Annotated in this window: 11 protein-coding genes and 1 riboswitch; of the genes, 6 read left to right on the forward strand and 5 right to left on the reverse strand. The window is 60.7% G+C overall.

Annotation, left to right across the window (positions count from 1 at the left end; all coding sequences use genetic code 11):
• Position 1 precedes the first annotated feature (1 nt).
• The 3 genes from ACP7E6_RS04120 to ACP7E6_RS04130 form a co-directional block, all read right to left on the reverse strand.
• Positions 2 to 424: a TadE/TadG family type IV pilus assembly protein gene (locus ACP7E6_RS04120; protein ID WP_426228138.1), complete on the reverse strand. Its 423-nt coding sequence runs from the start codon at positions 422 to 424 to the stop codon at positions 2 to 4.
• Positions 425 to 632: 208 nt separating this feature from the next.
• Positions 633 to 1,184, reverse strand: coding sequence for a DUF1003 domain-containing protein (locus ACP7E6_RS04125; protein ID WP_426228140.1), 552 nt, complete (start codon positions 1,182 to 1,184; stop codon positions 633 to 635).
• Positions 1,185 to 1,272: 88 nt separating this feature from the next.
• The gene (locus ACP7E6_RS04130; protein WP_426228142.1) at positions 1,273 to 3,201 is read right to left on the reverse strand and encodes an LTA synthase family protein; all 1,929 of its coding nucleotides are present in this window, start codon (positions 3,199 to 3,201) and stop codon (positions 1,273 to 1,275) included.
• 291 nt (positions 3,202 to 3,492) lie between these two features.
• On the opposite strand from ACP7E6_RS04130, the gene ACP7E6_RS04135 reads away from it, so the two are divergent.
• The 3 genes from ACP7E6_RS04135 to ACP7E6_RS04145 all read left to right on the forward strand — a co-directional run bounded on the left by ACP7E6_RS04135 (position 3,493) and on the right by ACP7E6_RS04145 (position 7,645).
• Positions 3,493 to 5,172, forward strand: coding sequence for an NAD+ synthase (locus tag ACP7E6_RS04135; protein WP_426228144.1), 1,680 nt, complete (start codon positions 3,493 to 3,495; stop codon positions 5,170 to 5,172).
• 22 nt (positions 5,173 to 5,194) lie between these two features.
• On the forward strand, positions 5,195 to 6,028 hold the full coding sequence (locus ACP7E6_RS04140) for a TolB family protein (RefSeq protein ID WP_426228146.1): 834 nt from the start codon (positions 5,195 to 5,197) through the stop codon (positions 6,026 to 6,028).
• 114 nt (positions 6,029 to 6,142) lie between these two features.
• A complete protein-coding gene (locus tag ACP7E6_RS04145) occupies positions 6,143 to 7,645 on the forward strand; it encodes a diguanylate cyclase domain-containing protein (RefSeq protein WP_426228148.1) in 1,503 nt (500 codons plus the stop codon).
• On the opposite strand, the gene ACP7E6_RS04150 is transcribed toward ACP7E6_RS04145, so the two are convergent.
• On the reverse strand, positions 7,646 to 8,674 hold the full coding sequence (locus tag ACP7E6_RS04150; protein ID WP_426228149.1) for a LacI family DNA-binding transcriptional regulator: 1,029 nt from the start codon (positions 8,672 to 8,674) through the stop codon (positions 7,646 to 7,648).
• 104 nt (positions 8,675 to 8,778) lie between these two features.
• On the opposite strand from ACP7E6_RS04150, the gene ACP7E6_RS04155 reads away from it, so the two are divergent.
• The 3 genes from ACP7E6_RS04155 (at position 8,779) to bluB (ending at position 11,872) form a co-directional block, all read left to right on the forward strand.
• The gene (locus ACP7E6_RS04155; RefSeq protein ID WP_426228151.1) at positions 8,779 to 9,972 is read left to right on the forward strand and encodes a phytanoyl-CoA dioxygenase family protein; all 1,194 of its coding nucleotides are present in this window, start codon (positions 8,779 to 8,781) and stop codon (positions 9,970 to 9,972) included.
• Positions 9,973 to 10,059: 87 nt separating this feature from the next.
• Complete coding sequence (locus ACP7E6_RS04160; RefSeq protein ID WP_426228153.1) at positions 10,060 to 10,881, forward strand: SDR family oxidoreductase; 822 nt, start codon at positions 10,060 to 10,062, stop codon at positions 10,879 to 10,881.
• A 40-nt stretch (positions 10,882 to 10,921) separates the two neighbouring features.
• A riboswitch (cobalamin riboswitch) is annotated at positions 10,922 to 11,135 on the forward strand.
• Positions 11,136 to 11,179: 44 nt separating this feature from the next.
• Positions 11,180 to 11,872: a 5,6-dimethylbenzimidazole synthase gene (bluB, locus tag ACP7E6_RS04165; protein WP_426228154.1), complete on the forward strand. Its 693-nt coding sequence runs from the start codon at positions 11,180 to 11,182 to the stop codon at positions 11,870 to 11,872.
• On the opposite strand, the gene ACP7E6_RS04170 is transcribed toward bluB, so the two are convergent.
• Entirely contained in the window at positions 11,873 to 12,985 is a 1,113-nt protein-coding gene (locus ACP7E6_RS04170) for a DUF2865 domain-containing protein (protein WP_426228156.1), read from the reverse strand.
• Positions 12,986 to 13,068 lie beyond the last annotated feature (83 nt).

The raw sequence follows: 13,068 nt of genomic DNA on the forward strand, positions 1-13,068 counted from the left end.
GTTAAATACCTCCCAGCCTGATGGTTGCGTAACGTTTGATTTCTTCATCGGGCAGCGCAAAGGAAAACAGCTTCCAGATCGGCAACTCGCTCGAATCGTAGACTATGGTGACGGTGAATTGATTGAGGTGCTTGACGTCGTCCGCGACATTGACGGTGAGCTTGGCCCTGTTGATGAAGGCGTAATTCAGCGTCGACGTCTGGATGAATGACTTGGCGAGGCTCTTTCTTTCCGTCTCGGACAGCCCGGCCACGGCGGTTCGCGCGGCATCGGCGGCGATCTGCTGGATAGCGTGGGTGGCGCTCAGATAGATGCCGTAGCCGATCATGGTGAAGATCGTCAGGAAGAACAGGGGGGCGATAATCGCAAATTCCAATGCCGCCGCACCGTCAGTGTCGCCGCGCATCCGCGATATGAGAGACATCTAACACACTCCCAGGTTTGTATCCGGTCGACATATCGATCCCGTTACACCTATATCGTGTGCTTGATTTCTTAATTTTTCTCTACGCTAATAAATCGTCTTTTAAATTTCCGATCTAAAATACTGTATTTCGCGCATTTTAAGTTGTGTCATTTCCGTTCGGTTGTGTTTTATCGGCATGCGTCGAACCGGAATGATACAGGCAAATTCAAGTTGGCGAATTCCCTCCATCCTTGTAGAGCGCGAGTTGTGCGTGCAAACGGCCGACATCGGCGCGAAGTTCGGCGATCTCGCGCAGCAGCACCGTGTCGATCTTGTTGTGCAGCGAGATCAGTTCCACTTCAGACTTCAGGTTGACCTCGTAGTCTTTCGAGGCGTCGAAGCGGTCCTTCGTCGCCTGCCGGTTCTGCGACATCATGATGATCGGCGCCTGGATCGCGGCGATCATCGACAGAAGAAGATTGAGGAAGATGAAGGGGTAGGGATCGAAGGCGTCGCGCGTCAACAGCACGGTGTTGGCAATTGCCCAGACGACAAGGAAGATCAGGAAAGCGATGATGAAACCCCAGGAGCCGCCGATACGGGCAATGCTGTCGGCCATCCTGTCGCCGAATCCCTGTCCGGCTACAAAGGCGGCGTTGGTATCCTGAGAAACAATCTTGCGCTCTTTGGCGCGATGAAGAACATGGCGCTCGACGGCGCCAAGTTCGCTGCTCGGTTTGCCGAAAAGGATGTGGGAGATTTCGTCCAGGTGCGACATGGGTTGGCTCCGTCAGAAAACGTTGCCCTGTTCTAGCCCATGCTGGTGATTTGCGGAAACGCCGAAGCTTCGGCATCCCCGCTTCTTTTCACATTGCGTTCGCAAACAGATCGGCATGCGACTGGAAGAACCGGTCGGTGCCGTAGCGCTGGCCGAACATCATGTCGTGCTGCAGGAAACGGTAGTCGCGGATGAGGGGCGGGATGGTCTTCTGGCGTGCCCAGGAAGCTGTTTCCTTGCCCGCCTTATCGACGAGCATGTAACGGTCGATGATGCGGTACTTGTCGAAGATATTGCCTAGAAACTCGGTGTAATAGGGATGCTCGAAACCACCCTGCTTGAGGATCTGGTAGGACAGGAAAGCCGGGCTGATCGTGCCGATATCCTTGACCGGACCGGTCTTGTTCGACCAGACCACCAGTGGGGTTTCGTGTTGTGCCTTCATCTGCTCGAGCGAGCCTTTGCGCGAGGCGGTGACGTCGTTCATGAAACCGGTGTTTGGATAGACCGTGTTGAGCGGCGGCAAGTGATCGCCGAACAGCACGATGATGGTTTCGCGATCGCGCTCCTTGGCCCAGTCCATAAGCATTTTCAGGCTGTCGTCGGCTTCCTTGATACCCTGAGCATAGGTTTCAAGCACCTGCTTGTCGGCGGCAGGAAGATTGCCTTCGACCTTGATGGTGTTCTTGGCATAGCGATTGGCCTCATAGGGGCCATGCCCTTGCAAGGTGACCGTGAAGAAGAAGAACGGGTCGCGCAGCTGGTCGGCCTGGCGGATGATTTCCTTGGTCAGCGATTCGTCCGAGGCGAAGATGCCGCGCTTCTCCATCACCGGCAGGTTCTCCTCCGACCTGAACTGCTCGAAGCCGAAGGCCTTGTAGACCGCGCTGCGGTTCCAGAACCATTTCTGGAACGGGTGCACGGCGCGCGACACATAGCCCTCGCCACGGAAAAAGGTGGCGAGCGACGGGATCGGGTTGCGGATATACTGCTGATACGGAATGCTGCCATAGGGCAGGAAGGCATTCGAGAAACCGGTGAGCGCCTCGAATTCGACATTGGCGGTCATGCCGCCGAATTCCGGCGAGAAGACGTTGCCGGACTGCATCGCGCGGATCGTCGGCATCGGATCAGGCGACAGCTTGACGTTGGGCAGACGGGTCGGATCCCAGAAGGATTCGCTCATCAGCACGATAACGTCCGGCTTGCCGCGATGGGACGTGCCGGCCGGCACCGGCTGGGTCGCAATCTTATCGATCGCATCGGACATGTAGCCCGCCGGCGCCGTGACGTTGGCCATCGGCAGATTGAGCGCAAACGCCATGGTGAAGCCGTTGTGACGGTAGTTCTCGGTCTGGTCCCACATGATCGGGATGACCTGCAGGCGGTCGCGCACCCAGGAGAAATTGTTGTAGTCCATCATGTGGTAGAAAGCGCCGAGCAAGGGCAGGGCGACAGCAAACCGTGCAAGACGCTGGCGGCGGGTAAGCGCGCGAAACCGGCGCCAGGCGACACGGACCAGCCAGATCAGCGCGGCCACGGCCAGGACGATGCCGATGACGATGCCGACGGCCGTCCATGGGCGGTCGCGGACCAGTACCGGCATCAGCTCCATGATCTGGCGGCCGAACAGGAAATCAGTCGGGTAGAGCGGGTCGGACAGGAAAATCTGCTTCTGCCGGCTGACGAGTGCCGGGATGAGCGCCAGCGGCGCGAGCAGGATGACGCCGAAATTTTCGCGCGCCAAGGCGGCATCAAGCGCCAGAAACATCAGGAAGAATACGCCGGTCGTGGTCCAGGCGGGCCGGGCCGGGTCGAGGAAGAACAACGCCGCCTCCGTTGCGGAGTTGCGGGCAATCCATTCGACGCAAAAAATCAGGACGATCGACAGAAGCAGCGAGAGAGAAAGCCGTCCTGCAAGCGAAAGTGCCTTGGCATGGCGAGCGCCGAAACCGATTTGCGGGCCATAGGCCCTAGAAGCGGTGGCAGCGATTGCTGCCGATTCAAAAATGGCCAAGGCCGTCTCCGATTTTCATAGAACTGTCGTGTAAATGTCATACAGACGTCATCTTGAACGGAGGATGAATAATTCAAGGGGAGTTCTCCACTGACTTTTTCGGCAGCTGTTGCCGATCCGACATGGCTTGAACGGCGGGGTTGCGAGCCGTAGGAAAAACGCCATCTCTCGGGTGAAACGGATTTTTTTCTGACTTGGTCGCAAGCACGGGGTATTTTGGTGCGGAATGCGATAAACAGCTCCTCGGATGTCCCGGCATCCGCGATAGCAAGATCAAGCACAGGCCTGTTCATGACCGCGCAAAAGACCATTTCCACGACGTTTCGCATCGCTGTTGCCCAGCTCAATCCGACGGTCGGCGATATCGCCGGCAATCTCGCCAAAGCGCGCGAAGCCCGCGCCGATGCCGCACGCAGTGGCGCCGATCTGCTTCTGCTGACTGAATTGTTCATTTCCGGCTATCCGCCGGAGGACCTGGTCCTGAAGCCGGCATTTCTCAAAGCCTGCCAGAAGGCTGTCGATGCGCTTGCCGCCGATACCGCCGATGGCGGTCCGGGTGTCGTGGTCGGCTATCCGCGGCAGGGCGAAGCAGGACGCCATAATTCCGTTGCCGTTCTGGATGGTGGCCAGATTCTGGTCGTTCGCGACAAGGTCGATCTGCCGAATTACGGTGAGTTCGACGAGAAACGTGTGTTTACCGAAGGCGCGATGCCGGGTCCGGTCAATTTCCGCGGGGTTCGGCTCGGCATCCCGATCTGCGAGGAAATCTGGAACGACCTTGGCGTTTGCGAGACGCTGGCCGAAAGCGGCGCCGAGATCCTGCTCGTGCCCAACGGTTCGCCCTATTATCGCGGCAAGATCGATGTGCGCCACCAGGTGGTGCTTCGCCAGGTGATCGAGACCGGCCTGCCGATGGTCTTTGCCAATCAGCTCGGCGGCCAGGACGAACTGGTTTTCGACGGCGCAAGCTTTGCCTTCAATGCCGACAAACAGCTTGCCTTCCAGATGAGCCAGTTCGAAGAGAGCATTTCCGTCTCCGAATGGCGCAAGAATGGCGAAGGCTGGGTTTGTCAGCCGGGGATGATGTCGCGCCTGCCACAGCAGGAGGAGGCCGACTACCGGGCCTGCATGCTGGGCTTCCGCGACTACGTCAACAAGAACGGCTTCAAGAATGTCGTGCTTGGCCTGTCCGGCGGTATCGATTCGGCGATCTGTGCGGCGCTTGCCGTCGATGCGCTGGGCGAAGAACGCGTCCGCACGGTGATGCTGCCCTATCGCTACACGTCGTCGGACTCGTTGAAGGATGCCGAGGATTGCGCCAAGGCGCTCGGCTGCCGCTACGATATCGTGCCGATCGAGGAGCCGGTACAAGGCTTTTTGGGCGCGCTGTCCGAGATGTTCGAGGGAACCGAATCGGGCATCACCGAGGAAAATCTGCAGAGCCGCACGCGCGGCACGATCCTGATGGCGCTGTCCAACAAGTTCGGCTCGATGGTGGTGACCACCGGCAACAAGTCGGAAATGTCGGTCGGCTATGCGACGCTCTACGGCGACATGAACGGTGGCTTCAACCCGATCAAGGACCTCTACAAGATGCAGGTCTACGGGCTTTCGCGCTGGCGCAACACCACGGTTCCGCCCGGGGCGCTCGGGCCTTCCGGCGAGGTCATCCCGAAAAATATCATCGACAAGGCGCCCTCGGCCGAGCTTCGCCCCAACCAGACGGACCAGGATTCGCTGCCGCCCTATCCGGTGCTCGACGATATCCTCGAATGCCTGGTCGAGAAGGAAATGGGCACCGAGGAGATCGTTGCACGCGGCCATGACGAGGCGACGGTGCACCGGATCGAGCATCTGCTCTACATCGCCGAGTACAAGCGCCGCCAGTCGGCACCGGGCGTCAAGATCACCAAGAAGAATTTTGGCCGCGACCGCCGTTACCCGATCACCAACCGGTTCCGCGACAGGTAGTTCCGACACCGAAGGAGACGATATGCGCAGTTCGGTCGAGATCTACACGATTGCCAGCGGTGAAACCCGCGTGGTCTGGCAGACGGAGCAGCTGGTCGAGGCTCCGAACTGGTCGCCTGACGGCCAGTCGCTGGTGATCAACGGCGACGGCTTGCTCTATCGCTTGCCGCTTTCCGGCGGCGAGCCGCAATTGATCGACACAGGCTTTGCGCGCACCTGCAACAACGATCACGGCATTTCGCCCGACGGCCAGACCATCGTCATCAGCGACAAGACCGAATATGGCGCATCAACCATCTACACGCTGCCCGCAGAGGGCGGCCTGCCAAGGCAGGTAACGTTGAACCGGCCGTCCTACTGGCATGGCTGGTCGCCGGACGGAAAGATACTTGCCTATTGCGGCATCCGCGATCAGGTCTTCGATATCTACACCATTCCGGTGGAGGGCGGCGAAGAGACCCGCCTGACCTTTGGCGAGGGGCGCAATGACGGGCCGGACTACAGCCCGGACGGACAATGGATCTATTTCAACTCCAGCCGCACCGGCCGGATGCAGATCTGGCGCGTCCGTCCCGATGGTTCGGATGTCACGCGCATTACCGACAGCCCGTATGGTGATTGGTTCCCGCATCCGTCTCCGGACGGAAAACACCTGCTGGTGATCTCCTATGACGGCGACGTTTTCGATCATCCGCGCGACCTCGACGTGCGGCTGCGGTTGATGGATCCGGATGGCGGCAACGCCCGTGACCTGTTTGAACTGTTTGGCGGGCAGGGCACGATCAACGTTCCCAACTGGTCGCCCGACGGCAAGGCGTTCGCCTTCGTGCGCTATAAGCCGGGCCTTGGCAATTAACCGATTTCCAACCAGCTTGTTTAAATGAAACTTCCGCTTTTCTTGATAGGCTCCGTCTCAATCAAAGCATGAAACCTGGGGGCAGGTTTGGTGAGAAGGACCGGTGAGGCGGGCATGGCAGCAGGGGCGAAAAAGCGGACTTCGAGCAGGGCAGTTCTGGGTATTCATACGGCCTGCACGCTGGTCGCCTTGCTGATTGTCGCCAGCTTAGCCTTCGTGCTCAACCGCTCCGTCACCGAGGCGGACCGGTTTGGCCTGACTGCCGAGCGAAAACTGGTCGAAAGCGAGATGCGCCACCAGGTCGATGCGGTCGTGCAGTATCAGGCCGGACTGTCCTATTGGGACAAGAGTTTCGCGGAGCTTGAAGACCGCACGTTTACCGACGCTTTCGTCAGACAGGAGCTGACCGACTGGCTCTGGCGGGATTTCGGTTTCTCCTGGATGATCTTTGCCGATGCATCCGGCCGGACATTGCTGGCCGTGGAAAACGGCCGCAAAGTGGATGCCGGGACGGGCGGCCGCACCCTGAAATGGGTCGAGGATCTCATCGACAAGGCAAACGATCTTTACGAGGCGGCACTGATCGCCAAGGGCGGCGGATGGGCGCTTTTATCGACGGAGAAAAATCCGGACGTGTTGGCGGCGCCGTTGCCCAATATCCACGCCGCAGACCTGCGGATGATCGATGGCAGTATGAGCATCGTCGTGGTGCAGGCCGTCGTTCCGAAGACGATGGAAATTCCAGCCGGCCGCCGCAAGCCCGTGTTCATGATCACCGTCAAGCCGTTCAGCGGGCGCATGATCCGCGACATGGAAGACAGGCTTGGCATTTCCAACCTTGGATTCATCCCGTTGCGCCAGGTGGCGAAGGGCTTTATCCAGGCCGCGGTCAGCGATTGCTCCCAGCCGGCTTGCATGGTTGCAGCCTGGACGCCGCGCGCACCCGGCAGCTTTGTCCGCTCAGAGACGCTGCCGAGCGTGATCGTCATCGCGATGCTGGCAGCCCTGACCATGGCTTTCATCGCAGCCCGGTTCGGCGCGGTCTTTTCCGCTCTGCAGGACAGCGAAGCGGAAAACCGTCACCTCGCCAAGCATGATCGCCTAACGGGTGTTTTGAACCGCAGCGGTTTCGACGATGTGCTGCATGCCTCGCTTGCCAAGGTCAAGGAACGTCCGTTCTCGCTGCTTTGCCTCGATCTCGACACGTTCAAGGTCGTCAACGACACCTACGGCCATCCGGCCGGCGATGCCGTGCTGAAGACACTGGCCGCCAGCTTTGCCGATCGCGTCGCGGGCCAAGGTTTCGTAGCGCGGCTTGGCGGCGATGAGTTCACAATCATTGTCAATCATACGGTTTCGCACGCTGACGTGATGACGCTTGCCAACGCGCTGATCGCCGATGCGCAGGTTCCGGTGCCGTTCGAGGGACACTTGCTGCGCGTCGGCAGCAGCGTCGGCGTGGCCTTTGCGCCCGAACACGGCAACATTGCCCGCGAAATCGTCCCCCTGGCTGACCAGGCGCTGTACCTGGCCAAGAACCGCGGCCGCAATCGAGTCCAGACGGCCGATGATCTGGTTGTCGCGGATCGCATCCCGCGTACCGGACAGGCTGCCTGATCAGCGTCCGGATGCCGGAATATTGTAGGGCGTGATGACTTCCACCGCCGACAGCCGGGCAATACCTTGTCCGGCCAGTGCGCTCTTTTTTCCCAAGATTGCCCGGAACGCGGTGCGTATGTCGGCCTTCAGGTCGTGGTGCAGGATGAAATGGATCTGCCCAGTGCGCAGGAATTCGAGGTTTCCGGCATCGAGGTCATGTGCCACGAATATGGAGCAGGCCCGGTTTGCGGCAGCAAAGGCGGCCAGCACCGCGCGGTTGCCGCCGCCGATCGAATAGACGGCGTTGATGCCCGGATGGTTTGACAGCGCTTCGGCCGTCAGTGCGCCGGTTGCGTCGTCGCGGCCAAACCCCTCGCTGATTTCAACGATGCCGATCGACGGATAACGGTTGCGCAAGGTGCGGCGGAAGCCGATTTCCCGTTCTTCCTCGCCGCGGAACCGGCTGCTCGACAGGGTGGCAAGGACGATCGCCGGCTGCCCGGAAAAGCGTTCGCCGATCAGGTAGGCAGCGGTTTCGCCGGCAGCTCTGTTGTCGGCTCCGGCATAGGCGGTGCGTGGCGCATTGGGCAGGTCGGTCACCAGCGTGACGACGGGAATGCCGGATTGTTCGAGCCGCGCCACGGCGGCGCTGATCTCGGGCACATCCGGCGCCTTCAGAACAACCCCGTCTGTGCCGCGCAGGCGCACCCGGTCGAGCAACTGGACGATGTCCTGCGGGCGCATGGTCTCGGCGAAATGAAAGCGGGACCGGAAGATCGTCGGCAGAAATGTCAGGCTTTCGCTTTCGAACGCATCCCGGACGGCGTCGGTAAAGCGGTCGGGCGCCTCCATGATAACGTCGATGCCGAATTTGCGGCCCTGGATCTCGACGCCGGGCTGCTGTTTCTCCAGTTCGCGGATTGCGGCGCGCACGCGCAGTTCGGTCTGTTTGCGCACACCGGGGCGAGCGTTCAGCACACGATCTACCGTGGCGACACTGAGGCCGGCCTGAAAGGCGATGTCCTTGACCAGAAATTCGTGCGCCATCGCCGTTCCGTTCTGATGGATTTTTGAGGTGTTTCTGCTCTATATCAGCTTTCCCCACGGCGTATAGTGCGGTCATCGACAGACATCCGGCGGAAGGAAATGGGATGAAAACCGACAATATCGTGGAGCAGCGTGCGGACCGGATATGGCTGACGGAAGGCGCCTGCGATCTTGAGGATTTCCGCGCCGAGGTGGAGCGCACGACATCGCTTGCCGATTATCCGCATGCCGCAGCGATCGAGAAAAACGTTTTGATCTATGACAGCGCCAGCGTGCTGAAGGCGGCAGCTTCACACGAGGGGCGCCGGGCGGTACTGGCCGAGATCTGCGAGGCCTTTGCGACAGGGCCCGGCGTCGTCGTGCTGAAGCGGGCTTTCGAGGATACGGCCATCATCGATATCGCGAGCGGCATTTTCGACGATATCATCAACGAGCAGCACCAGACCAGCACTGGCGGTGGCGATCATTTTGCCAAGCCGGGCGCCAATGACCGGATCTGGAATTCGCTGGAAAAGCACTGCCTGCGCGACCCTGAAAATTTTGCCGCCTACTACGGCAACGCCCTGATCGCTTTGGTCAGCGAGGCCTGGCTCGGGCCGAGCTACCAGATGACGGCGCAGGTCAACCGGGTCAATCCGGGCGGAGCGGCGCAATCGGCACACCGGGACTATCATCTCGGCTTCTTGACCTCGTCCGTCATCGAGCAGTTTCCGGCACATGTTCATCGGCTGTCGCCGGTCCTGACGCTGCAGGGGGCGGTGGCGCATTGCGACATGCCGCTGGAAAGCGGGCCGACTTTGTTCCTGCCCTACAGCCAGACCTATGTTCCGGGCTATCTGGCGCTGAAACGCCAGGAGTTTCGCGAGTATTTCGATCGCCACCATGTGCAGTTGCCGCTGGAAAAGGGCGATCTGGTGTTCTTCAATCCGGCGCTGTTCCATGCGGCGGGAACCAATCGTTCCGAAGGGATCAAGCGGGTGGCAAACCTGTTGCAGGTTTCCTCGGCTTTCGGTCGGGCGATGGAAACTGTCAACCGGCAACGCATGAGCGCCGTGCTCTATCCGGCCTTGAAGGCGATGCTGGCGGATGGGCGCTTGTCTGGCAGCGAAGCCGCTTGCGCCATCGCATCCTGTGCCGAGGGCTATTCGTTCCCGACCAATCTCGACCGGGATCCACCGTTGGGCGGGCTTGCCCCGAAGACGCAGGCGCAGTTGATGCACGAAGCTCTGTCCGGCGGCTGGGAGGAAAGTGCATTCGTAGCGGCGCTTGCCGAGCAATCGGAGAAGAAGCTCAGTTAACGGACCCATGTTTTGCAATTTCAACTCCTGCCCGAATGCCGGGCGGGAGTTTTTTGGCATCGGCGATATCGAAATGGAGGAAAGACAATGAGCACTGACTATGGCCGTCTGGACGGCAAGATCGCAATCGTTACCGGTGGAACGCAAGGCCTGGGGGCGGCGATCGCGACGCTGTTTGCCGAGCGCGGCGCGGCCGGCATCGTCATCTGCGGCCGCAATGCCACCAAGGGCGAGGCCAAGGCGGCCGAGATCGGCAAGGCGACCGGAACCCGGGTCGTCTATGTGCAGGCCGATCTGGAAAAGGTCGAGGATGCGCGCAAGGTGGTTGTTGCCTGCGACAGGGAATTTGGCCGGGTCGATGCGCTGGTCAACGCGGCGGCGATTACCGATCGCGGCACGATCCTCGATACCAGCCCGGAACTGTTTGACCGGATGTTTGCCATCAATGTGCGCGCGCCGTTCTTTCTGATGCAGGAAACCATCAACGTCATGCGCCGGGAAAAAATCGAGGGGACCATCGTCAATATCGGGTCGATGTCGGCCATGGCCGGGCAGCCTTTCATCTCTGCCTATTGCGCGTCCAAGGGCGCGCTGGAAACGCTGACCAAGAACACGGCCTACGCGGTGCTGCGCAACCGGATCCGCGTCAATGGCCTGAACATCGGCTGGATGGCATCCGAAGGTGAGGACCGCATTCAGCGCGAATTCCACGGATCGCCCACCGACTGGCTGGAAAAGGCGGCGGTCAGCCAACCCTTCGGCCGCTTGGTCGATCCTGCGGAAGTGGCGCGCGCCTGCGCGTATCTGTCGTCGGCGGAATCCGGCCTGATGACCGGTTCGATGATTTGCTTCGACCAGTCGATCTGGGGGGCTTATGATGGATCGCCGCATCCGGTCGCGGCGATCTGATGAGAACCGGCGGGCCGCCTTGCAAACGGCGGCCCGCTATGGCCACATCGTTTCGTTCAGGTGCCTGCGCAAGCAGGAGAATCGGGAATCCGGTGAAAATCCGGGACGTGCCCAGCGCTGTAACGGGGACGGCTTTGCTTTTACGAATCTCTGAATCATTTCAGAGTTCTGCCACTGGATCTTCAATCGATCCGGGAAGGCGGCAAAACCGGATGATCCGCAGTCAGAAGACCGGCCTGACGAGATGGACCAGCCCCGCGCGGACGGCGGGAGGTTTCGCACTGTTGGGGATCAAACGATGCAAACTGAACCACAAGACCGCCTTGTGAGGGCGGACGCATTCTCATCGGACGAGCGCGCCGCCGTCTACCGCGCCATCGAAACCCGCCGCGACGTGCGCGACCAGTTCCTGCCGGCGCCCCTGCCGGACGCGCTCATCGGGCGGTTGCTCGCTGCCGCACACAGCGCGCCGTCGGTCGGCTTCATGCAGCCATGGAATTTCATCGTCGTCCGGGACGAGGACCGGCGCGCTCGTGTTTTCGAAGCCTTCCAGCGGGCCAACGAAGAGGCGGCGCTGATGTTCGAGGGCGAGGTACGGGACAAATACCGGTCGTTGAAGCTCGAAGGGATCCGCAAGGCGCCCGTCAGCATCTGCGTGACCTGTGATCCGACCCGGGCAGGCAAGGTCGTTCTCGGCCGGACGCACAATCCGCGCATGGATGCCTTTTCCACCGTCTGCGCGGTGCAGAATCTCTGGCTTGCTGCACGGGCCGAAGGCGTCGGCGTCGGCTGGGTCAGCATTTTTCACGAACGCGACATCAAGGACGTGCTCGACATTCCCGATCACGTCGACATCATCGCCTGGCTCTGCCTTGGTTATGTCGACACGCTCCATGCCGAGCCGGAACTGGCCGTCAAAGGCTGGCGCCAGCGCTTGCCGCTCAAGGATTTGGTGTTTTCCGATTGCTGGGGGGCGCGACCAGTCGATTGATCAGTTGGTCTGCTGTAGTTCCTGATATCCGGGGCCGGTTGGATGCCTGAGGTCGATCGAGGTTTCCTGCGAAGGCAGGAAGCTCGGGCCGACAACGCGAACCTTGTTGTCCTGCGGATTGTAGGGCCGATCGGCAACGGGGGTCTTCACCTCGACCGGGTCGGCCTTCTTGCGGGTGCGAACATTGATAACGCCCTTGCCGTCGTCCGGCGTGCTCTGTGGTATCGCCGTGCGTCCGGCGGGAGCGCAGCCGCACTGACCGGGCTGGCTGAAATCGCGGGTCTTGTAGGCGAAAGCCGACGGCAGGTCGGCATAGGGTTCGCCGGTGGCGGCGGAGACCATCTGGTTTGTTTCTTCGGTCGCCAGGGCATGATAGTAGAGCGCCGTCTCCGCTCCCGGACACCGCCGCTGGCAGGTTTCGGCATCGCGCTGGAAATCGGCCGGGGACGAGTTCGACGAGATCGGGAAGAACGCGCCGTCGCAGGTACGCACGCACATGGTGCGCAGGCTGCCCGGATAGTCCGCGCTTGGACCAAAGCCGTCATCCGGCGTGGTGAAGTCGGCGTTGCTGCCGCGCATGTCCGGCTCGTCTTCACTGATCGGCGGCAGATCGTTCAGGATGTTGCGGTGGGTTTCCGGCTCTTCGACGGCGGCACTGAGGACTTCATCCTCCTCCTCGGCGCAGCGATTGGCGGCAAGCGCTGCGTGGATGCGCCGCCGGGTGATGTCGCTGGCGCCGCCTTCCAGAAGATTCTGCCGACGGGCTTTCAGCGTTTCGAGATCCATCTCCATCTGAGAGATTTCGGCGTCGAGGCTGTAGCAGGCGTCTTCGTTGGGGCCACCGACAATGATGACGCTGCCTGAACTGCATCCCAGCCGTCTCAGATCGCTGCGGGCCTGCCGCAGATCCAGGTTCTGGCGGGAGATCGCGCTGGTGTAGTCGCGCAGATTGGCATTGGAGGCAACGATCTTCGGCAGGCTGGCAAGGCGGGCATTCAGCCGTTCGCACACAGCCGAGGCATCGGCCGTGGTCGTCATGACCAGAAGAAGCGGAGCGATCAGCGCCGCAAAGGATTTCGAACGGAAGGTCACGTGTTTCTCTCGCCTGAGCATACCGGCACGTGCCGGGTACGAAGGAACATCCTGCGCACTCTGACTTTGCCCTTATCATAACGTCATTCCACGGTGCTGCAACG

The organism is Pararhizobium sp. DWP3-4 (assembly GCF_049898205.1).
GTDB lineage: Bacteria > Pseudomonadota > Alphaproteobacteria > Rhizobiales > Rhizobiaceae > Pararhizobium.